Source organism: Blastococcus sp. SYSU DS0533 (assembly GCF_054050775.1).
Genome location: NZ_JBJGZZ010000010.1, coordinates 1 through 21,276, shown reverse-complemented (window position 1 = coordinate 21,276; position 21,276 = coordinate 1). Strand labels below are relative to the sequence as shown.

Annotated in this window: 19 protein-coding genes; 10 read left to right on the top strand and 9 right to left on the bottom strand. The window is 74.8% G+C overall.

The window, feature by feature from the left end; genetic code table 11:
- Positions 1-139 precede the first annotated feature (139 nt).
- Both ACI79W_RS13075 and ACI79W_RS13070 read left to right on the top strand, forming a co-directional pair.
- On the top strand, positions 140-1,645 hold the full coding sequence (locus ACI79W_RS13075; protein ID WP_456562516.1) for an FdrA family protein: 1,506 nt from the start codon (positions 140-142) through the stop codon (positions 1,643-1,645).
- Positions 1,642-3,060 (top strand): DUF1116 domain-containing protein, encoded by a 1,419-nt coding sequence (locus ACI79W_RS13070; RefSeq protein WP_456562515.1) that lies wholly within the window; start codon positions 1,642-1,644, stop codon positions 3,058-3,060. The genes ACI79W_RS13075 and ACI79W_RS13070 overlap by 4 nt, the downstream gene beginning before the upstream one ends.
- A 60-nt stretch (positions 3,061-3,120) precedes the next feature.
- On the opposite strand, the gene ACI79W_RS13065 is transcribed toward ACI79W_RS13070, so the two are convergent.
- Positions 3,121-3,882 (bottom strand): PilZ domain-containing protein, encoded by a 762-nt coding sequence (locus ACI79W_RS13065; RefSeq protein ID WP_456562514.1) that lies wholly within the window; start codon positions 3,880-3,882, stop codon positions 3,121-3,123.
- Between the two features lie 211 nt (positions 3,883-4,093).
- Complete coding sequence (locus ACI79W_RS13060; RefSeq protein ID WP_456562513.1) at positions 4,094-4,306, bottom strand: hypothetical protein; 213 nt, start codon at positions 4,304-4,306, stop codon at positions 4,094-4,096.
- A 7-nt stretch (positions 4,307-4,313) separates the two neighbouring features.
- Here ACI79W_RS13060 and ACI79W_RS13055 point away from each other — a divergent pair, with 7 nt between their 5' ends.
- From ACI79W_RS13055 to ACI79W_RS13045, 3 genes are all read left to right on the top strand, one after another.
- A complete protein-coding gene (locus tag ACI79W_RS13055) occupies positions 4,314-4,565 on the top strand; it encodes a hypothetical protein (RefSeq protein ID WP_456562512.1) in 252 nt (83 codons plus the stop codon).
- Positions 4,566-4,727: 162 nt separating this feature from the next.
- A complete protein-coding gene (locus tag ACI79W_RS13050; protein ID WP_456562511.1) occupies positions 4,728-6,488 on the top strand; it encodes a PP2C family protein-serine/threonine phosphatase in 1,761 nt (586 codons plus the stop codon).
- A 10-nt stretch (positions 6,489-6,498) separates the two neighbouring features.
- A complete protein-coding gene (locus ACI79W_RS13045) occupies positions 6,499-7,044 on the top strand; it encodes an RNA 2'-phosphotransferase (protein WP_456562510.1) in 546 nt (181 codons plus the stop codon).
- 7 nt (positions 7,045-7,051) lie between these two features.
- Here the strand turns inward: ACI79W_RS13045 and ACI79W_RS13040 are convergent, their stop codons facing one another.
- The 3 genes from ACI79W_RS13040 to ACI79W_RS13030 all read right to left on the bottom strand — a co-directional run bounded on the left by ACI79W_RS13040 (position 7,052) and on the right by ACI79W_RS13030 (position 10,565).
- Complete coding sequence (locus ACI79W_RS13040; RefSeq protein ID WP_456562509.1) at positions 7,052-8,017, bottom strand: tripartite tricarboxylate transporter substrate binding protein; 966 nt, start codon at positions 8,015-8,017, stop codon at positions 7,052-7,054.
- 114 nt (positions 8,018-8,131) lie between these two features.
- Positions 8,132-9,223 carry a PP2C family protein-serine/threonine phosphatase gene (locus tag ACI79W_RS13035; protein ID WP_456562508.1) on the bottom strand — a complete coding sequence of 364 codons (1,092 nt, stop codon included), beginning with the start codon at positions 9,221-9,223 and terminating at the stop codon, positions 8,132-8,134.
- 91 nt (positions 9,224-9,314) lie between these two features.
- Positions 9,315-10,565, bottom strand: coding sequence for a Cache 3/Cache 2 fusion domain-containing protein (locus ACI79W_RS13030; RefSeq protein WP_456562507.1), 1,251 nt, complete (start codon positions 10,563-10,565; stop codon positions 9,315-9,317).
- A 318-nt stretch (positions 10,566-10,883) separates the two neighbouring features.
- Between ACI79W_RS13030 and ACI79W_RS13025 the strand changes: the two genes are divergently transcribed.
- Positions 10,884-11,279 (top strand): hypothetical protein, encoded by a 396-nt coding sequence (locus ACI79W_RS13025; RefSeq protein ID WP_456562506.1) that lies wholly within the window; start codon positions 10,884-10,886, stop codon positions 11,277-11,279.
- 58 nt (positions 11,280-11,337) lie between these two features.
- A complete protein-coding gene (locus ACI79W_RS13020) occupies positions 11,338-13,035 on the top strand; it encodes a signal peptidase I (RefSeq protein WP_456562505.1) in 1,698 nt (565 codons plus the stop codon).
- Between the two features lie 82 nt (positions 13,036-13,117).
- Here ACI79W_RS13020 and bar read toward each other — a convergent pair whose 3' ends face one another.
- Genes bar through ACI79W_RS13005 form a run of 3 tightly spaced genes read right to left on the bottom strand, consistent with a single transcriptional unit; the run spans position 13,118 to position 15,774 of the window.
- On the bottom strand, positions 13,118-14,221 hold the full coding sequence (gene bar / locus ACI79W_RS13015; protein WP_456562504.1) for a barbiturase: 1,104 nt from the start codon (positions 14,219-14,221) through the stop codon (positions 13,118-13,120).
- Between the two features lie 11 nt (positions 14,222-14,232).
- The gene (locus tag ACI79W_RS13010; protein ID WP_456562503.1) at positions 14,233-15,186 is read right to left on the bottom strand and encodes a carbamate kinase; all 954 of its coding nucleotides are present in this window, start codon (positions 15,184-15,186) and stop codon (positions 14,233-14,235) included.
- A gap of 54 nt (positions 15,187-15,240) precedes the next feature.
- Positions 15,241-15,774, bottom strand: coding sequence for an N-acetyltransferase family protein (locus ACI79W_RS13005; RefSeq protein ID WP_456562502.1), 534 nt, complete (start codon positions 15,772-15,774; stop codon positions 15,241-15,243).
- A gap of 103 nt (positions 15,775-15,877) precedes the next feature.
- Here ACI79W_RS13005 and ACI79W_RS13000 point away from each other — a divergent pair, with 103 nt between their 5' ends.
- On the top strand, positions 15,878-17,047 hold the full coding sequence (locus tag ACI79W_RS13000; protein WP_456562501.1) for a benzoate/H(+) symporter BenE family transporter: 1,170 nt from the start codon (positions 15,878-15,880) through the stop codon (positions 17,045-17,047).
- Positions 17,048-17,050: 3 nt separating this feature from the next.
- On the opposite strand, the gene ACI79W_RS12995 is transcribed toward ACI79W_RS13000, so the two are convergent.
- On the bottom strand, positions 17,051-17,896 hold the full coding sequence (locus ACI79W_RS12995) for a PHP domain-containing protein (protein ID WP_456562500.1): 846 nt from the start codon (positions 17,894-17,896) through the stop codon (positions 17,051-17,053).
- An 80-nt stretch (positions 17,897-17,976) separates the two neighbouring features.
- Between ACI79W_RS12995 and ACI79W_RS12990 the strand changes: the two genes are divergently transcribed.
- Together ACI79W_RS12990 and ACI79W_RS12985 are read left to right on the top strand one after the other, a co-directional pair.
- A complete protein-coding gene (locus tag ACI79W_RS12990) occupies positions 17,977-20,199 on the top strand; it encodes a DEAD/DEAH box helicase (RefSeq protein WP_456562499.1) in 2,223 nt (740 codons plus the stop codon).
- A gap of 52 nt (positions 20,200-20,251) precedes the next feature.
- Positions 20,252-20,881, top strand: a complete 630-nt coding sequence (locus ACI79W_RS12985; protein ID WP_456562498.1) for an alpha-ketoglutarate-dependent dioxygenase AlkB — start codon at positions 20,252-20,254, stop codon at positions 20,879-20,881.
- The last annotated feature ends 395 nt before the right edge of the window (positions 20,882-21,276 follow it).

Sequence of the window (21,276 nt, the reverse complement as noted above, 5' to 3'; positions counted from 1 at the left end):
GTCGACGGGGGTGTGGCCGCACCGGGAGGCGCCAATGTGGCACGCCTCGCAGCCAGGCGGAAGTACCTCAGTGCTAAATCGTTGTTGCAACGAGATGCCGATACTTCACCGCTGAGAGATCTGTCGGTACGGTCCGGGGATGAGCTCCTCAGCCCCTTCCGGTGGAGACGCCGCGGTCTCGGTGCAGCTGCGATCCGGTGTCTACGCCGACTCGGTGAAGCTGATGCAGGTGAGCCGGCGGATCGGCTCCCGCGAAGGCGTCTCCGCCGTCCTCGTCGCGATGGCGACGCCGCTCAACCTCGAGCTGGCGGCCAACATGGGTCTCGCGCCCGACGGGCAGCCGAGCCCCGAGCAGCTCCTCATCGCCGTCCGCGCCGTCGACGACGAGGCACTGGCCGAGGCGCTGGCCGACGTCGAGGCGGCCCTGGCCGAGCGCGAGCGCTCGACCGGCACCGCCGCCGCGATCCCGCACCGCACCACCGGCGCCGGGCTCGACGAGCTCTCCCCCGAGGCGCCGGCCCTCGCGATCGTCAGCGTGCCCGGCCAGTACGCCGTCGCCGAGGCCGCCGACGCCATCGCCGCCGGGCGCAGCGTGCTGGTCTTCTCGGACGGCGTCCCCGTCGAGCACGAGGTCGCGCTCAAGCGCGCCGCCCGCGACGCCGGCGTGCTGGTCATGGGGCCCGACTGCGGGACGGCGATCGTCTCCGGTGTCGCCCTGGGCTTCGCCAACGTCGTCCGCCCCGGGCCGGTGGGCCTGGTCGCGGCCAGCGGGACCGGCGCGCAGCAGGTCTCCTGCCTGCTCGACATGGCCGGCGTCGGGGTCTCGCACGTGCTGGGCGTCGGCGGGCGCGACCTGAAGGAGGAGGTCGGCGGGCTGGCCACCCTCGACGCGCTCGCCGCCCTGGACGCCGACCCCGCCACCGAGCGCGTGCTGCTGGTGTCCAAGCCGCCCGCACCGTCGGTGGCCGCCGCGGTCACCGACGCCGCCGGGCAGCTCTCGGTGCCGGTGCGCTCCGCCGTCCTCTCACCGGAGAGCCCCGACCTGACCGCCGCCGTCGAGGCGTTGCTGGCCGACATGGGGCTCGACGTGCCGGTGTGGCCGTCCCGGCCCGGGCCCGCCGAGGCCGCCCTTCCCGGTGCGGCGCTCAAGGGGCTCTACTCCGGCGGCACGCTGGCCGACGAGGCGATGCTGCTGGCCTCCCCGGCGCTCGGCGGGATCCGCTCCAACATCCCGCTGCGGCCCGACCTCGATCTCGGGACGGACCTGTCCGCCCCCGGTCACCTGGTCGTCGACTTCGGCGACGACGCGCTCACCGTCGGCCGCGCCCACCCGATGATCGACCCGACGCTGCGGCTGGAGGCGATCGAGGCGCTGGCCGCCTCCGACGAGCCCGCCGTGCTGCTGCTCGACGTCGTCCTCGGCTACGGCGCGGACCCCGACCCCGCCGCCGCGCTGGTGCCGGCGCTGGCCGCCGCCCGCGCGCGCCGGTCGCTGCCGGTCGTGGTCGCGCTGATCGGCACCGACGGCGATCCGCAGGGCTGGTCGCGGCAGGCCGACGCGCTCGCCGCCGCCGGCTGCGCAGTCTTCTCCTCCAACTCCGCGGCCACGCGGTACGCCCTCGACCTGCTGGGAGCTTCGGCATGACGCTCGGGAACCTGCTCTCCGGCCCGCCGGCCATCGTCGCGGCCGGCGTCGACGTCTTCTCCGAGGCGCTGCGTGCCCAGGGCGCCGACGTGCACGACGTCGACTGGCGGCCGCCTGGCTTCGGCGACCCGGCCGACCTGGCCGCGCTGGCCCTGGACCGCCGCCGCGCCGCGGCCAACCGGACCGCGGTCGAGCGGCTCATGGCAGCCGGCTCCGTGCTCGTGGACGTCCGGCCCGCGCGCGAGGTCATCGGTCTCACCGATCGCACGCTGCTGCACTCCGGCCCGCCGCTGGAGTGGGAGAACGCCTCCGGGCCGATGCGCGGCGCGCTCATCGGCGCCTGCCTGTTCGAGGAGTGGGCGGCCGACGTCGAGGAGGCCGAGATCCTCCTCTCCACCGGCGCGGTCACCCTCGAGCCCTGCCACCACCACCGCACCGTCGGCCCGATGGCGGGCGTGACCAGCCCGTCGATGTGGATGTGGTGCCTGGAGGACCCGGTCACCGGCGGGCAGGCCTTCTGCAACCTCAACGAGGGCCTCGGCAAGGTGCTGCGCATGGGCGCCTTCAACGAGGAGGTGCAGACCCGCCTGCGGTGGATGCGCGACGTCCTCGGCCCGGTGTTGTCGACGGCCGTCCGCGGCTCCATCGACGCCGGCAGCGACCCGCTCGACGTCAAGGCCGTGCTGGCCCAGATGCTGCAGATGGGCGACGAGGGGCACAACCGCAACCGCGCCGGCTCCCTCATGGCGCTGCGCGAGCTCTCGCCGTCCATCGTGGCCAGCGGCGCCCCGTCGTCCGACATCGCCGACGTGCTGCGGTTCATCGGCGGCAACGAGCACTTCTTCCTCAACCTCGGCATGCCGACGGCGAAGCTCGCGCTCGACGCCGCCCGGGGCATCCCGGGATCCACGATGCTCACCGTGATGTCGCGCAACGGCACCGAGTTCGGCATCCAGACGGCCGGCACCGGCGACCGCTGGTTCACCGGCCCGGCCAACACCCCGGTCGGCCTCTTCCTCGGCGACTACGGGCCCGACGACGCCAACCCCGACATCGGCGACTCCGCGATCATGGAGACCTACGGCATCGGCGGTTTCGCGATGGCGGCGGCGCCGGCGATCGTCCGCTTCGTCGGCGGCACCGTGCCCGACGCCCTGGCGACGACGGAGCGCATGTACCAGCTGACCCTGGCGGAGAACCCGGCGATGCAGATCCCGATCATGGGCTTCCGCGGCTCGCCCACCGGGATCGACGTGCTGAAGGTGGCGCGCACCGGCTGGCTGCCGCAGATCAACACCGGCATGGCCGGCCGGGTGGCCGGCACGGGGCAGGTCGGCGCGGGGCTGGTGCAGCCCCCGCAGCAGTGCTTCGAGCAGGCCCTGGCCGCGCTGGCCGAGGAGGCCCGCAGGGCCTGATCCATCGCAGCGAGTCCGTCGCATCCGGGGCGCGTCGGGTCAGGCGCGACCGCAGCCGGCTCAGAGCACGCCGCGGGCGCGCAGCGACCGGAGCCCGGCGAAGACGTGCCGGCGGATCAGGTCCTGGATCCTCTCCGGCATGTCGACGAACCGCAGGCTCAGCTCGATGCCGCCGTCCTGGCGGGGGATCCGCCGGATGACCTCGCCCCGGCAGGCCAGCTCCTCCCCCTCCTCCAGGCGCACGACCAGCGGGAGGGCCGCGCCGATGCGCAGCGGGTCGCCGGGCTCCCCCGGGGAGCTGCCGTCCGCCGCGGGCTCCGGCGCGACATCTGCGATCGGCTGCTCCGGCGGGGAGCCCGCCGTGGGCCGGCGCTGCGGCGTGCCGGCCGTGGGCGCGGGCTCGCGCGGGGCGAACAGCGCACGGATCCCGCCCTCGCTGATGTCCACGGTCAGGCCGTGCAGCACGTCCGGCCCGACCGTCATCCGCACCTGCAGGCTGAGCGGGGCGCGCACCGCGGACCGCCGCTGGCCCTGGGTCGACGGGCCCACGGGCCGCAGCCGCCACTGCGGCGGGTGCAGCTCCGCGGCGATCAGCTCGGTGGGGAGGGAGCGGAGCTCCTCGGGCCCGCGCCAGATCACCTCCACGTGCTCACCGGGTTCGAGGCGGACGCGCCGCCGTGAGCGGTCCTCGCCGATCGACACCACGATCTGCGTGGGGTCGGCCGACTCGACCAGGCTGATCAGGACGTCGCCCCTGCTCGTGGCGAGCAGGTCGACCACCGTGCGCGCTTCCGGGTAGTCCACCCCGGCGTCCACCAGCACCCCGGCCCCTCCTTCTTCTAGACGGCCGCGTCTTGGATCGCCTGGAGGCTAGTGGGTGAGGTGGACACGAGGCCGCACGGCGGGTGGACTCCTGATCGGCGTGTCGTCACTCCCTGCGGCGCTGCAGTGGCGGGACCACCTGACCCAGGGTCAGATTCGCAGGCTCACCCTTCATCCACCTCCGATGGGTCCGGTGTGCAGATCTCGTCGCTCAGGCGGGGCCGCAGGTGAGCAGGTGGTCGACGGCGGCCGCGAACCCGTCCACGCCGTCCAGCGCCCCGGCGAACGGCACGCGCAGGTCGTAGCAGCCGCTGCGGCCCTGCACCCGGAAACGGACGCCGAAGCGGTCCAGCCCCAGCAACCGGCGCCCGACCGGACCGGCTTCGCCCGCACGATCTACCAGGCCCGCCAGTTCGTCACCCACCAAGCACGTGCTGGTCAACGGCGAGCGCGTCGACCGCCCGTCCTACCGGCTCCAGCCCGGCGACTTCGTGCAGATCGCGGAGAAGTCGCGCACCGAGGAGCCGTTCGTCGTCGCCGCGTCCGGGGCGCACGCCGAGGCGCCGACGTACCTCGAGGTGCGGCTGGCCGACCTGGTCGCGCGCTACCAGCGGACGCCGACCCGCGACGAGGTCCCGGCCGTCTGCGAGGAGCAGCTGGTCGTGGAGCACTACTCCCGCTGACCGGTGCGTCCGTACCCGTGGTCCTCAGGCGGCGGTGGCCCGCCGCATCCGGTGGGGTGGCTCCCGGTCGTGCCCGATTCACCTGCGGCAGGTCCAGGTGCGAGGATTCGCCCAGCACGTGGGACAGCCACCGGTTCGGCGGCGCGGGACGTGCCCGGCCGGGTGGGGAGCGGAGCGCTGAACAGCCAACTGGCGGAGCTGATCCCCGGTCGCCCCCGGTCGGACCTCCAGCGGATGGTCCTGGAGCACGACTGGGCGGGCACCCCGCTGGGCCCGCAGCGGGACTGGTCGCCGACCCTGCGCACCGCGGTCAGCATCTGCCTGAACTCCCGGTTCCCGATGCTGCTCATGTGGGGCCCCGAGCTGGTCATGGTCTACAACGACGGCTACGCACCCATCCTGGGTGGGCGCCACCCGGCGGCCCTCGGCGGGCGGGCGGCCGAGGTCTGGCCCGACGTCTGGGCCGACATCGAGCCCATGATCGCCGAGGTCCACGCGGGGGGCGCCACGTACGACGAGGACCTCCCCCTCACCATGACCCGGCACGGGTACGACGAGGAGACCTACTTCACCTTCGCCTACAGCCCCGTCGTCGAGCCCGGCGGCACGGTCGTCGGGCTGCTCGACACGGTCGTCGAGACGACGTCCCAGGTGCTCACCGCCCGCCGGCTGGGTGTGCTGCAGCGGCTGGGCAGCCTGCCGCGCGCCGCCCACGGGAACACCACCGAGGCGATCGTGACCGCGCTGGGGCTGCTCGCCGACGCCCGGTCCGACTGCCCGTTCGCCCTCGTCTACCTCGCCGACGACGAGGGGGTGCCGCGCTACGTCGCCGGGCAGGGCCTCGCCGCGCACGAGGGGCCGGCCACGGCCGAGGCCCCGGTGCCGGAGCAGGTGTTCCGGGCGATGGCCACGGGGGAGGCGCAGACCGTCGCCGGTCTGGCCGCCCTCCTCCCGGGCCTCACGGCCTCCGGCGCCAGCCCCGCCGGGCAGGACCCCGTCGACACCGCCGTCGTCCTGCCGCTGACCGCGGCGGGCGCCGAGCGACCGGTCGGGGCCGTGGTCCTCGGCGCCAGCCCCCACCTCCCGCTCGACGACGACTACCGCGTCTTCATGGCGCTGGTCGCGGGGCAGGTCGCCGCGACCGTCACCGACGCGCAGGCGGTCGCGGCCGAGCGCCGACGGGCAGAGGAGCGGGCGCGGTCCGACCGCGCACGGGCCCAGTTCTTCACCGACGTCGCCGTCACCCTGCAGCGCGCCGTCCTCGGTCCCACCGTGCTGCCCCCGGGCTTCGCCGTCCACTACCAGCCGGCCACCGGGACCCTCGAGGTCGGTGGCGACTGGTACGACGTCGTCGACCTGCCCGGTGACGGCTACGGGGTCGTGGTGGGCGACGTGGTCGGGCGCGGGCTCCCTGCCGCCGCGGTCATGGGGCAGCTGCGCAGCGCCGGACGCGCCCTGCTGCTGGAGAGCAGGTCCCCGTCGCAGGTGCTCGGAGCGCTCGACCGGTTCGCCGCCATGGTTCCCGGCGCCGCGGTCAGCACGGTGTTCTGCGCGGTGCTCGACCCGTGCACCGGCGCGCTGCGCTACAGCAGCGCGGGTCACCCGCCGGCGATCCTGATCGACGCGGACGGCCGCACCGGCCTGCTGCAGGCCGCGGGGTCCCTGCCCCTCGCGGTCGTCGACGAGCTGCACCGGCCGGAGGCCGAGGTCGTGCTCCCGGCCGGTTCCACGCTGCTGCTCTACACCGACGGCCTGGTCGAGCGCCGGGACGAGGCGTTGGACGAGGGGATCGAGCGGGCCGCGGCGGCGCTCGCCGAGGGGCGGCACCTCGACCCGGCGGAGCTCAAGGGACGGCTCACCGAGAGGCTGCTCGGCGACGCCCCGGAGGACGACGTCGCGTTCGTGCTCGTCCGCCGGAGCTGAGGCGCGCGGGGTGGACGTCGTCCGGGCCGGTAAGCGGCTGTCGTTCGTGCTGCGCCACCGCCCCGATTCCGCGGGCCTCACCCTGGACGCGGCCGGCTGGGCCGACGTCGGCGAGCTGCTCGCGGCGCTGGGGCTGACCCGGGAGCAGCTCGAGCACGTCGTGGCCGCCGACGGCAAGCGCCGTTTCGCCTTCGACGGCACCGGCACGCGGATCCGGGCGAGCCAGGGGCACAGCGTCCCGGTCGACCTCGGCTACCTGCCCGAGCCGCCGCCGGGAGAGCTGTTCCACGGCACCGTCGAGCGGTTCCTCCCGGCCATCCTGGCCGAGGGGCTGCGGCCGGGGCGCCGGCACGCGGTGCACCTGTCCGCCGACGTCGCCACCGCCCGCGCGGTCGGGGGACGACGGGGCCGACCGGTCGTCCTCCGGGTGGACGCGGCCCGCATGGCCGCGGGCGGCGCCACCTTCCGCCGTTCGGCCAACGGCGTCTGGCTGGTGGACGCCGTGCCCTCGCGGTACCTGACCGTGGTGGGGGCCGCACCCGACGCAGGGGGGTGACCGCCGCTCACCCGTCCAGGACGCCGCGGAAGGTCTCCTCGGTCTCGGTGAACAGCTCGGCCAGGCCCTCACCGCCGATGAACTCCTCGGGCACGTACCGCTCGTCCAGGGCCTCCACCACGCTCGCCTCCTCGGCCGCACTGCGCAGCGTGTCCTCGAGCGTCTGGCGGACGTCGTCGGGCAGCCCGGCGGGCGCGATGACCCCGAAGGTGGTCGTGCTCTGGACCAGCTCCGGGTACCCCTCGTCGACGAAGGTGGGGGCGTCCACGTACGGCAACGGCTCCTCGCTCCCGACGGCGAGCACGCGCAGGTCGCCGGACTCGATGGCCGGCAGCACGTCCTGGGAGAGGTTGAGGAAGCCGGCGGTCACGTTGCCGCCCAGCAGCGCCGTCTGCACCTCCGAGTTGCCGTCGAACGGGACGACGGTCAGCGGTACGTCGTAGAGCTGGGTGATCCGCCGGGTCTCGGCGGCGTGGGTGTTGGTGGCGCCGGGTGTGCCCACGGTGACCGCGCCGGGCTGCTCCTGCGCGGCGCCGAACAGCGACGCGAGGTCCTGGTGGGGTGAGTCGGCCGGCACCACGATGCCCGACGGCACCCGCGTGACGACGCCGATCGGGGTGAAGTCCTCGCGGGTGTACCCGACGTCGTTGCTCAGGTAGTTGAGCACCGCCGTCGGCAGCGCGGTCATGGAGAGCGTGTGCCCGTCGGCCTCCTCCTGGATGAGCTGCTGGTACGCGGTGGCGCCGGAGGCGCCCGGGAGGTTCTCGACGACGACGGACTCGCCGAGCTCCTCCTCCATGTGCGCGGCGAGGGCGCGCGCCGCGATGTCGGTGGGTCCGCCCGCGGTGTAGGGGACCAGCAGCCGGACGTTCTCAGACGGGAAGTCGCCCCCGCCCGGCCCGGCGTCGTCGCCGCCGCAGGCGGTCAGGGCTGTGGCGGTGAGCAGTGCGACGAGCACTCGGGCAGATCGCATGGGGGGCTCCTGAGGTGGGGGACGGCGGCGTCGACGTCGCACCGGGGCACCGCCCGTGTCCGGCGGTGCCCTCATCGTGCGGCATCCCGGCCGCCCCGGCATCCGGGCTGCCCGTCAGGCGGGGAGCCGCACCGCCAGCAGCGCGATGTCGTCGTCCCCGCGGCTGCCCAGCGCGCTGAGCAGCCCGTCGCACATGCGGTCCAGCGGTTCCCGGCCGATGTCCCGCAGCGTCCGCACCAGCCAGGTCGTGCCGTCGTCGAGGGTCATGCCGCGGCGCTCGACCAGTCCGTCGGTGTAGAGCAGCAGCGTGTCGCCCCGGTGCAGCAGCAGGTCGTGGTCGGTGCGGGCCGGCCCTCCGCCGGGGCCGGCGCCGAGCAGCCGGTCGGGCATCCGCTCCAGCACCTCGACCCGGCCGTCGGCCCGAACGACCACCGGGGGCGGGTGCCCCGCGTTCGACCACCGCAGCGGCACGGCATCGCCCACCACGGCCCGCTGGTCGACGGTGGCCACCGCGACGGTCACCAGTGTCTCGAGGCCCAGCCCCGTGAGGACGTCGTCCAGCACGGTCAGCGCGGCCGCGGGGGAGCCGTGCCCCACGCGGGCCAGGGCGCGGAGCATGCCGCGGGTCTGCGCCATGGTGGCCGCCGCCGGGGCGTCGTGCCCGGCGACGTCACCGATGACCAGCATCGTCCGCCCGTCGGACAGCGGGAAGGCGTCGTACCAGTCCCCGCCCACCTGGGCCTCCCGGGCGCCGGGCAGGTACCGGGCGGTCGTCTCCAGCCCCGGGACGGTCGGGATGTCCCCCAGCAGGGCCCGCTGCAGCGTCTCCCCGGTCCGGACGGCGGCCCGCGTCGCCGCGGCCTCCGCGCCGAGCCGGGCGACGTGCGCCTCCCGGCGCAGCCGCAACTGGCAGGTGACCACGGCGAGGGCGCCGCCGAGAGCGACGGCGACCAGGCGGATGGTCTGCGCCACCGCCGTCTCGGCGGTGTACTGCTGGCTGTAGAGGCCCAGCAGGGTGGCGACGACGAAGGCCGCCGCGGCGTAGGCGACCGTGGCCCGTCGGCCGAGGAAGGTCGCCGAGGCGAGCGGGGCGATGACGCTCAGGCCGAGCACCACCTGACCGCGGCCGCTGACCACCTCGGCGACGACCACGAGCAGCAGCACGAGGGCCGGGAGCGCGGCGTTCACGCGCCGTGACCGCTTCACCGCATCCCCCTCGTGCCCGCCCAGTGACGCGGCGCGTCCGGGGGCCCAACCTAGAGGACGGCGGCCGGGGGTCGGGCGATGCCGCGAGCGGTCACGCCCCCGTGCCCGGCATCGCGTCCAGCGGCAGGCCGACGTAGAGCATGCCGATCAGGACGCCGGCGTCGTCCCGCAACCCGGTGTAGGCGGTGAAGTACGGCCGGCCGGCCACCGTGGCGGCGCCGGTGTAGGTCTCGCCGGCCAGCACCGCCGCCAGCACCGGGTTGGGGCGGCCGTCGGGGTCCGTGCGGGCGATGGCGGTGCCGACGTTGCGCCGCCCGGCCGGGTCGAGCACCGTCGTCGCCACGCGCACCATGCCGCCGTCGCCGTCCAGGCGCTGGAACACCGTGCAGCTGCCCCCCACCTCGCGGACCACGTCGTCGACGAGCGCGGCCGGGCGCCGAGGGTCGTCGCTGCGCTCGAGCGGCCGGTCGCCGACCAGCAGGTCGGGGAGCTCCGCCGGGTGCGTGGCCCCGGTGGCCTGGTCGCGCACGGTCAGCCGGGCGCGGCCCTCGCCGAGCCGTGCACCGCCCAGGTCGGCCAGCTGCCGCTCGGCCACCGCCAGGGCCCGGCGGACGTAGACCACCCGCTGGCTCTCGGCCAGCTGCCCCACGGCCTCGCTGATCCGGGCGGAGCCGCCGGCGGCGCGCTCCACGTTCTCCACGACGCGGTCGGTGGCCGCCCGCTGCTGCTCGACGGCGGCGGCGATGGTGTCCTGCGCCTCGGCGATGGAGCCGAGCGTCCCGGTGATCCGCCGGACCGCCTCGACGGCCTGCTGGGTCTCCCGCTGCACCGCCGTGATCTGCGCGTCGATGTCACGGGCCGCCTGCGCCGTCCGGTCGGCGAGCTCCTTGACCTCGTCGGCGACGACGGCGAACCCGCGGCCGAGGTCGCCCGCGCGGGCGGCCTCGACGGAGGCGTTCAGCGCGAGGAAGCGGCTCTGCTGGCTGATCGCGCCGATCAGCCGGACGAACTGGGTGATCGACTCGCTCGCGGTCTGCAGCGCGGCGATCCGCTCGTCGACGGCCCGCGCGTCCTGCACGGCCTCCTCGGCGACGGCCGAGGCCCGGCCGGTGCTGGCGGAGATGTCGCCGATGGCGGCGCGCAGCTCGGCGAGGGAGGAGGCGGCCTCCGCGGAGGTGTCGGAGACCTCGCGCGAGGCCCGGGCGAGGACGCCGGCCTGGCGCGCGGCGTCCTCCGTGCTGGTGTCCCGCCCGACGGGGCCCCGGGACGGGCGGGGTGCCGGGACGGTCGCCGCCGTCGCCGGGGGGAGCGGAGCGGGGCCTGACGACGCGGACGGACGCACGACCCGTTCCCTCCTGCAGCTGACCGGTGGACCTGCCCGTGGGCCGGGAGGCTCCGGGACACGCTAGGCCGCAGGTCCAGGTCCCCGGGAAGGCGCGCCGGTCCACCGCCGAACCCGCCCGGGGAGCCATTCCTGCCCCATTCGGTGACCGTCCCGAAATTGTCGACTCAGCGACTCCGGTTTCTTTTGGGACAGGAGTTGAGAATGCGCAGGGTCCTGCCGAGAACAGGGGCGTCAATGATTCGGCGCAGCCAGCACGTGGACCGGGTGACCAGCATCCCGGCGGGTCTGGGCCACTGAGAGAACAGGACCACTGCCATGCGCCTGTCGCGCGTTCTGCTCGCCGGTGTCGCGGTCGCCGGAGTCGCCGCCACCAGCTCCGCGTTCACCAACAGCAACACGCTCCCCGCGTCGGACGACACCGCGGGCTACGGGGAGCTCGCAGTGTCGGGCGTGGTCGTCAACAACATCGCCTACACCCCCCTCAGCACCGATGCCACCAAGCTGGACAAGGTGACCTTCACGGCCGCCGAGGACACCACCGACATGAACGCGGTCATGACCCTCAGTTCGGCGAGCGGGGTCATGCCGGGTAGTGCCTCCACGTGCGAGTACTCCTTCCAGGACCCTGCGCACTTGATCATCTGCGACGTCCCCGACACGGTCGAGATCAAGCTGATCACCAAGGTCGGCCTGACGGTTACCTCGAAGTAGCACCACGAAGGGGCGGGGCGGTCTCCGGGCCGCCCCGCCGCATACCGATTGGGCCCCCATGACCGCCGCATCACGAGTCGCGAGCACCAGCGCCGCCGTCGCGCTGGTGCTCGCGACCGTGTGGTTGTTCTGGCCGCACGCGCTCGGTGGCGGCACCACCTACGTCACCACCATCGGCCGGAGCATGGAGCCGGAGTTCTCCGCCGGCGACCTCGCCGTGCTCAGCCGCGCCGGCTCCTACTCCGTGGGTGACGTCGTCGCCTACCGCAGCGAGTCGCTGGACACGGTTGTCATGCACCGCATCGTCGCCGCGGACGCCGAGGGCTTCGTGACCCGCGGCGACAGCAACGACTGGCTCGACGAGGACCGCCCGACGCAGGAGGAGATCCTCGGCCGGCTGTTCGTCCGCATTCCGCAGGGCGGCAAGGCGCTCGAGGCGATCAGCTCCCCCCCGGTGCTGGCGCTCGTGGGCGTCGCCTCGGCCCTGGTCCTCTCCGCGGCCAGCCGGAAGCGCGGTGGTCACCGCGCCCGCGCGCTCCGCCGCCGGTTGCCGACCCTGCGCACGCCGTCCTTCTCGGTCCCCGCGTTCCCGGTGCCCTCGGTGCAGTTGCCGCGGGTCCCCCGTGGTTCGCTGAGGGCGCTCGTGCGGGCCCGCGCCCGCCAGGTGGCGCTGGTCGCCGCCGCCGTCGCGCTGGTCGCCGCCCTGGGTGCCGGTGCGCTCCTCGTCGTCCCCGGTACCGAGGCGGTCGAGGAGCCGCTCACGGTCACCCAGCAGGGGCGCTTCTCCTACACCGGGACCGCCGAGCGCGGCACCACCTACCCCGACGGGACGGTGGGAACCGGTGACACCGTCTGGACCAGGTTGTCCACCGGGCTGACCGTCTCCTACGAGGACACCGTCACCGGCCCCGACCTCGCCGGTCTCCAGGGCGCCCTGCGCCTCGACGTCACCGTGCAGGCCGCCGACGGCTGGAGCACCTACCTCGCCAGCGGCCCCGTCGTCGGCTTCACCGACGGGGTGGCAGCGGCGTCGGTCGAGGTCGATGCCGCCCGCGCCGCCGAGGTGCTGGCCCGGCACTACGCCGAGGTCGGCGTGTCGGGGAGCACCGCGACGCTGACCGTCACCCCCACCGTGGCCCTCACCGGCAGCGTGCGGGGCACCGCCTTCGAGGCGGGCTCCCCGGCCGGCCTGGACTTCGCGCTCGACCCGACGGCCCTGCGGCTGGCGGGTGACCCCGAGACCGTGCTGACGGCGGCGACCCCGACGTCCGTGCAGGTGACCACGGTCGGCCCCCGCTCGTTCGACGTGCTGGCGCTCTCGGTGCCCGTCGGCGTGGCCCGGGCCGTCGCGCTCGCCGTGCTGGCGCTCGCGCTGCTCGTCGCCGGGATCGGGACCCTGCTCGGCCGGACCGGTCGCGGCGACGCCGCGGACGCGTTCCTCGTGCGGCACGCCGATCGGATCGTGCCGGTCGCCGGGCTGGCCGCGGGTGGCACGGTCATCGACGTCTCCGATGCCGACTCCCTGCGCCGGGTCGCCGAGCGCTTCGACACCGTCGTCCTGCACCACGCGGGCCCGGACGAGGACGTCTTCGCCGTCCGCGACGTCGACGCGACCTACCGCTTCGTGGTCCCGGGCGGGGCGGAGCGCCGCGGGCGGCCGCCGGTCCCGGCGCCGTCCCGCGCGCACCCCCCGGTCGCGGACGAGGACCTCACCTCACCGCTGCCGCCGGTCGGCCTCCGCGGCCTCGTCGCCTAGCCCCCGGGAACGACCTCGGGGAAGCAGGGCCCCGGACCGTCGTCCGGAACCCCACTTCCCCGAAGCAGGTTCTAGGAGCTCGTCACGCCTTGACGATCGCGGCGACCGGGCCGCCGCCGGACGGTCCCTGGTGCACCGCGGCCACCGAGACGAACACCGCCGGGTCGCCGGTCACCGAGGCGGTCACGCCACCGACGCACGCCTTGATCTGGCGGTGCCAGGAGACGTCGGAGTCGTCGAGCATCGCGTTGCGCCGCCCGCGCACCTTGCCGTCGGGCGACGCCTCGCACTTGAGGAACACGTTGACCAGCCGGTCGCCCAGGTCGGTGTGGTGCGGGCGCTCGGGCAGCTCCAGGCCGGCGTCGCGGATGGCGGCCCAGATGCCGTCCTGGTCCAGCGCGTCCTTCATCACCGAGTGGCCGACGCGGTAGCTGCCGCCGTGCCCGCGGGCGTTGCCGACGACGACGATCTGCGCCCGGTCCAGCTCCACGCCCGACGAGCAGGACGCGACCGAGGAGTACAGGGACAGGTCGCGCATGATCTGCTCCTGCTTCGGCATCTCGATCTCGCCGAGCGCCACCGCGATCCCCAGCGCCGTCGTGCCGTTGGAGATGTCCATCGAGCCGTGCGGCTCCTCCAGGATCGTCGTCTCCCCGCGCTGGTGGGCGTCGCGGATCGTGTCGATCGTCAGCAGCGGCGTCTTGGTCTGCACGTAGTGGACGTCGGCCGGGTCGGTGATGCCGGCGGCCTCCATCGCCTTCTTCACACCCTCGGCGACCTTCTCCACCATCGCGACGCGGCCGATGTCCTCGGGCAGCAGGACGTCGCTCATCGCGTAGCCCACGGTCAGCCGGGGCTCGTCGGTCTTCTCGACGGCGTCCTCGGGCAGCGTGGCGAAGATCGTGGCGTGCGGGCTGATCACGCCGTCGGTGCCGCCGGACCAGACGATCGGGATGTCACCGACCTCCTCCTTGCTCCGCGAGCCCTTCTCGAGCAGCACCTCGCGGAAGGCGCGGTCGGCGATGATCCGCGTGTAGTCGTTGATCCCGCCGTTGCCCTCGGTCTTGCCGATGACGGCGACGACGCGGTCGGCCTCCATCACGCCGTCGTCGATGAGCTTGGCGAGCTCGGAGGCGTCGCTGACGTTGTGCAGCGGGACCTTGCGGACCTCGATCGGTGCGGGCATGCGGGTTCCCTTCAGGTGGTGGTGACGACGGTGCCGACGTCGTCGCCGCGGACGGCGTCGGCGATGTGCTCGAGCGAGGTGATGACGGCGCGGGTACCGCCCGTCTGCACGAAACGTAGGGCGGCCTCGACCTTGGGGCCCATCGAGCCGCGGGCGAACTGGCCTGCGGCAGCGAGCTCGCGCAGCTCCGCGGCGGTCACCCGGGCCAGCGGGCGCTGCGCCGGCGTCCCGAAGTCCACCATGACGTTCGGGACGTCCGTGGCGATCACCAGGGTGCCGGCGTCGACGTCGCGGGCGAGGATCGCGGCGGTCAGGTCCTTGTCGATGACCGCCTCGACCCCGCGCAGGGCGTGCCCGTCCACGTGGTCGTCGACGACGGGGATGCCGCCACCGCCGGCGCAGACGACGACGAACCCCGCCGCGGCCAGGGCGTGGATGGCGGGGGAGTCGACGACGGACAGCGGCTCCGGCGAGGCGACGACGCGCCGCCAGCCCTTCTCGCCGCGGTCCTCCCACGTCTGACCGAGGGAGATGAACCGTTCCGCCCGCTCCCGGGGGAGGAAACGGCCGACCGGCTTCGAGGGCTCGGCGAAGTGCGGGTCGTCGCCGTCGACGAGGGTGCGGGTGACCAGCGCCGCGGTGCGCTGGGGAAGGCCGCGCGCGGCGAGGGCGGTGTCCAGCTCGTCGGCCACGGTGAAGCCGATCGTGGCCTGCGTCTGCGCGACGTTCCAGTCCAGCGGTACCGGCGGCACCTCGTGGGCGGCGAGCTCGTTCTTCACCAGCAGGTTGCCCACCTGCGGGCCGTTGCCGTGGGTGAGCACCACCTGGACGCCGGCGGCCACCACCTCGGCGATGTGCCCGGCGGCCTCCCGGATCGCGTCGCGCTGCGCCTCGGGAGTCGCGGAGCCGTCCGCGCCGGTCATGGCGTTGCCGCCGAGGGCGATCACCACGCGGGTCGACGTCACCCCGGGGACCCTAGCGGGATTTCCCTTAGCGGTGAAGTAGTTGTCGGGGTGGGATCAGCTCGGCTCGGCCGGGTGGTCGTCGTAGGTGCCCAGCGACCGCTGCGCCCAGAGCACGTCCCGCCACCGGCCGTGCTTCCAGCCGATCCGCCGGTAGGTGCCGATCGGCTGGAAACCCATCGCCGCGTGCAGGCCCTCGCTCGGCTCGTTGGGCAGGGTCATGCCGGCGATCGCGGTCCGGTACCCCCGCGCGGCCAGCCGCTCGAACAGCGCGGTGTAGAGCGCCCGCCCGCTGCCGCGCCGGCCGCGCCCCGGCTCCAGGTAGACGCTCACCTCGCACGACCACCGGTAGGCCGCGCGCTCCTTGTACGGCCCGGCGTAGGCGTACCCCACGACGGCGCCGTCGTGCTCCAGCACCAGCCAGGCGTGCGTGCGCAGGGCCGCGGCGATCCGGCCGGCCATCTGCTCGGCGGTGGGCGGGTCCGTCTCGAAGGTGATGGCGGTGCCGGTGACGTAGGGCGCGTAGATCGCCGCGCACGCGGCGGCGTCGGCCACGGTCGCGTCCCGGACCGTCGGAGCGGGGTGACTCACGAACAGCAACGTAGAGCCGGGCGCGGCCGCGCGGGCGTGAGGTCGGCCACCCCTGCCCGTCGCCGTCGGGGCGCCCCGCCCCGCTCGGCTAGCGTCCCGCGCCGTGCGCGCTGCTCCGTCGTCGACGACCGTCGCGGGGCTGGTGACGGCGCTCGTCGGCTTCCTGAGCTCGTTCGCCGTCGTGCTCACCGGCCTGCGCGCGGTCGGCGCCACGCCGGGGCAGGCGGCCTCGGGCCTGGTCGTCCTGTCGGTGGCCATGGGGCTGGCCACCGTGCTGCTGGCCCAGCGGACGCGGATGCCGATCACCGTCGCCTGGTCCACGCCCGGCGCGGCCCTCCTCGCGACCGCCTCCGCGCCGTCCTGGGAGGTGGCCGTCGGGGCCTTCGTCCTGGTCGGAGCCCTCGTGCTGCTCACCGCGGCCTGGCCCCGGCTGGGCTCCGTGATCGGGGCCATCCCCCCTGTGCTGGCGCAGGCGATGCTGGCCGGCGTCCTCGTCCCGCTGTGCCTGCAGCCTGTCCGCTCCGCGCTGGAGATGCCCTGGCTGGTGGTGCCGGTGGTCCTGGTGTGGGCGGTCCTGCTGCGGTTCTCCCCGCGCTGGGCGGTGCCGGCCGCCTTCGCCGTCACCCTGGGCCTCATCGGCTGGCTCGCCGCCCGCGACGGCGGGGTCGACGTCGCCGCCCTGGTCCCGGTCCTCGAGTGGACGACGCCGGACCTCACCTCCACCGCCGTCATCGGGCTGGCGCTGCCGCTGTTCCTGGTCACCATGGCCTCGCAGAACGTGCCCGGGATGGCGGTGCTGGCCGCCTACGGCTACCGGGCGCCCTGGCGGTCGGCCATGGCCGTCACCGGTGCCGGCACGCTGCTCGGTGCCCCGTTCGGCGGGCACGCGATCAACCTGGCCGCCATCAGCGCGGCGCTGGCGGCCGGGCCCGAGGCCGACCCCGACCCCTCGCGCCGGTACCTCGCCGCGCGCACGGCGGGCCTGGCCTACGTGGGCTTCGCGCTCGTCTCGGCCGCCGTCGCCGCGCTGGTGGTGACCGCCCCGGCCGGCTTCGTCGCCGCGGCTGCGGGTCTCGCGCTGTGGCCGGTGCTGGCGGCGTCCCTGAGCGGCGCGCTGGCGCGGGCGGAGGACCGCATCCCCGTCGTCGCCACCTTCCTCGTGGCGATCAGCGGCGTCTCCGTGGGCGGCATCGGGTCGGCGTTCTGGTCCCTCGTCGCCGGCCTGGTGCTCTGGGCCTGGTACCGGCCGGAGCCCGCCGCCGCCCCGGCCTGACGGTCAGCGGCGCCAGAAGTCGAAGCGGTCGCGCCCGGGCCGGAACCCGGCGGCCTCGGCGACGGCGACGGCCAGGTCGAACTTCTGCCCGACCGCCGTGGGCGCGTGCGCGTCGCTGCCGAAGCTGACCGCCTCGCCGCCCTCCTCGTGGAACCAGCGCACCTGGTCGGCGGAGGCGAGCGGGCTGCTGGTGTTGATCTCCAGCGCCCGGCCGGTGCCGGCGAGCGCCCGGAACACCGCCCGGTACTCCTCCTCGTAGTCCTTCTCGACGTACCGGTGCGAGCCGCCGGGCCAGTACCGGCGCGGGAAGTCCACGTGGGCCAGCACCTGGAAGACGTCGCTGCTCTCGATCATCCCGACCATCTCGCCGAGGTAGCGGCGCATCGTCGCGTCGGCGTCGACGTGCAGCAGCCGCCCCACGCCGACCAGCCGGCCCTCGTCGGAGAGGGAGTGCAGCGAGCCGAGGATCCGGTCGACCGGGGACCCCTCGAGGTGACGCGCGATGCTGGCGGCGAACAGGTGCGGCTCGCCGGTCTCGATGCCCGACCAGATGCGCAGCTCCGGGAACCGGTCGCGCACCTCGGCCAGCTCCGCGACGTAGCCCTCGACGTCGATGGGGAGCTGGTGGGCCGGGTGGCGGTCGAGCAGCCCCTCCGCGGACGCGCGGTCCTCGTCGTGCCACACGGTGAAGTCCAGGTGCTCGGTGAACGCGATCGCCGGCAGCCCCTGGGCGACGGCCCGCTCGCAGGCCTTGCGCATCGTCGAGGAGTCGGGTGTGTCCCACGACCAGTGGGTGTGCACGTGGTTGTCGGCCGGCAGCTGCCCCTGGTGTGCCCTCTCGTGTGCCATCGCCTGTGGATTCTCCCCCGCCGTCCCCAGGTTCCGCGCGGCCACCCGGTCCGTCCCTGCTCGTGCCTACTGTCGTCGGCATGAGCACCGCCGCACCGCCGTCCTCGATCGCCGACGAGGCCCTGGAGATCCTCCGGGAGCTCACCGGCCGCCCCGACGCCGTCTTCCGCGAGGGGCAGGACGCCGCCGTCGCCGCGCTGGTCGAGCGGTCCCAGCGGGCGCTGGTCGTCCAGCGCACCGGCTGGGGGAAGTCCGCGGTGTACTTCGTCTCCACCGCGCTGCTCCGCCGCCGCGGCGCAGGCCCGACGCTGCTCGTGTCGCCGCTGCTGGCGCTGATGCGCGACCAGGTGGCCGCCGCGGCCCGCGCCGGCATCCGGGCGGTCGAGATCTCCAGCGCCAACATGACCGAGTGGGACGACATCGCGGCCCGCCTGGCCGCGGACGACGTCGACGTCCTGCTCGTCTCCCCCGAGCGGTTGACCAACCCGCGGTTCCGCGAGGAGCAGCTGCCCGGGCTGGTCGCCCGCTGCGGGCTGGTCGTCGTCGACGAGGCGCACTGCGTCTCCGACTGGGGGCACGACTTCCGCCCCGACTACCGCCGCATCCGCGACCTGCTGGGCACCCTCCCCGAGGGCACGCCCGTGCTGGCCACGACGGCGACCGCGAACGAGCGCGTGGTCGCCGACGTCGCCGAGCAGCTGGGCGCCGGCGGGGTCGAGGTGACGACTGTCCGCGGCCCGCTCTCCCGCGACTCGCTGCGGCTCGGCGTGCTCCGGCTGCCGTCGGACCGGGCGCGGCTGGCCTGGCTGGCGGCCCACCTCGGCGACCTGCCGGGCAGCGGCATCGTCTACACGCTCACGGTCGCGGCGGCGGAGGAGACGGCCAACCTGCTCCGCGACGCCGGCCACGAGGTGCGCGCCTACACCGGCCGGCTCGACGACGCCGACCGCAAGGACGCCGAGGAGGCACTGCGGAACAACGAGGTGAAGGCGCTGGTCGCCACCTCCGCGCTGGGCATGGGCTTCGACAAGCCCGACCTGGGCTTCGTGGTCCACCTGGGGGCGCCGTCCTCCCCGGTCAGCTACTACCAGCAGGTCGGTCGCGCCGGGCGCGCCGTCGAGCACGCCGACGTCCTGCTGCTGCCCGGGCCCGAGGACATCGCCATCTGGCAGTGGTTCGCGACCTCCTCCATGCCGCGCGAGGACCACGCCGCCGCCGTGCTGGCAGCGATGGCCGACGGCAAGGCCTGGTCGGTCGCGCGGCTGGAGACCGTCGCCGACGTCCGCCGCTCCCGGCTGGAGCTGCTGCTGAAGGTCCTCGCCGTCGACGGCGCGGTGGAGCGGGTGCAGGGCGGCTGGCGCTCGACCGGGAAGCCGTGGGTCTACGACGCCGATCGCTACGCCCGCGTGACGCGCACCCGCGAGGCCGAGCAGCGCTCGATGCTGACCTACGCCAAGCCGGTCGACGAGGCGGAGTGCCGCATGGCGTTCCTCCAGTCGGCGCTGGACGACCCGACGGCCTCCCCGTGCGGGCGGTGCGACGTCTGCGCGGGCCCGTGGTACGAGACCGACGTCCCGGCGGCGGCGTCCGAGGCAGCCTCGGTCGCGCTGGACCGGCCCGGCGTGGAGCTGGCGCCGCGGGCCATGTGGCCGACCGGCGCCGACCGGCTCGGCGTCGACGTCAAGGGCAAGATCCCGCCGGGCGAGCAGACCACCACCGGCCGGGCCGTGGCCCGCCTCACCGACCTGGGCTGGGGCCAGCGGTTGCGCACCCTCCTCGGGGACGACGGCGTCGGCGGGGTGGTCGAGCTCGACCTCGAGGCACCGGGCCTCGAGGAGGACCCCGATGCAGCGTTCGACGTGCCGGTGCGGCGGTCCGTCTCGGACGTGCCACCCGACGAGGAGCTCCTGCGCGCCTGCGGACGGGTCCTCGCCGCCTGGGACTGGGCGGAGCGCCCGGCGGCGGTGGTGGCGATGCCGTCGCGGCGCCGCCCGCAACTGGTGAGCGGGGTGGCGCAGGGCCTGGCCCGTATGGGGCGCCTGCCCTATCTCGGCGAGCTCTCGCTCGCCCACGGCGGGCCGACCGGGCAGCCCGGCGGCAACAGCGCCTTCCGGCTCGCCGCGGTATGGGACCGGATCGTCGTGGGGCCGGAGCTCCGTGCCCGCCTGGCGGAGGTCTCCGGACCGGTGCTCCTCGTCGACGACCTGGCCGACTCCCGCTGGACCATGACCGTCGCCGGCCGCGAGCTGCGCCGGGCTGGTGCCGCAACGGTCCTTCCGTTCGCCCTCGCCCTCACCGCCTGAGTTCTCCACAGCTTTTCGCACAGATGTGCGAAACGCGGGGTAGCGTGCCGGCATGCAGGTCGCGCACCAGCCCTCCATGTGGGACCTGGCCGAGGAGGCCGCGCTCACGCCCCTGCCCCGACGCGTCGTGCGGCACGAGCTGTCGGCCGGCGCCTGGGTCGACCACCTGCCGGGCTGGGTGTCCGGCTCCGACGAGGTGCTCGAAGTGCTGCTCGGGGACATCGGGTGGCGGGAGGACCGCCGCCAGATGTACGAGCGCGAGGTCGCCGTGCCCCGCCTCCTGCGCTGGTACTCCGGCCAGGAGCAGCTCCCGCACCGGCTGCTGACCGAGGCCCGGGCGCAGCTGAACCGCCACTACCTGCCGGCGCTCGGTGAGCCATTCGTCACCGCCGGCATGTGCCTCTACCGGGACGGGCGGGACAGCGTGGCCTGGCACGGCGACCGGATCGGCCGTGGGCGCTCCGCCGACACGATGGTCGCCATCGTCTCGTTCGGCTCCCCGCGACCCCTGCTGCTGCGCCCGGTGGGTGGCGGGGAGTCGCTGCGCTTCCCCCTGGGGCACGGCGACCTCGTCGTGATGGGCGGCTCCTGCCAGCGGACCTGGGAGCACTGCATCCCCAAGACGACGCGGCCGGTGGGCCCGCGGGTGAGCGTCCAGTTCCGCCCGCGCGGCGTCGCCTGAGCGCGGGGCCAGGCGCGCCGGCCCGCCCGCGGAACTCGGTGCCCCCGGGCCCCGCGGCCTTTCCGACGGGGGTGCGCGGGGCCACACCGACCCCCCCTGCACGACCCCTCCGCGGCCGTGTATGGTTCCTCCTGCACCGAGCGAGAACGGACCGGGCCGCGAGGCCCGGGAAACCGCCGGCGGAGCCCCTGAGGGCGAGCTGCTGCGGAGCGCGGTGTACAGTGGAGAAACCGCCTCGGACGAGGGCCAAAAGATTGGCCGGGATCCGTGCGCGTCCGCTCCTTGAGAACTCAACAGCGTGCCGAAAGTCAGTGCCAAGTAATACCCCGTGCCAGGGCTTCGTGTTCTGGCTGGGATTCCTTTGGTTGATTGATATCGAGAGTGTCAGCTCTCGG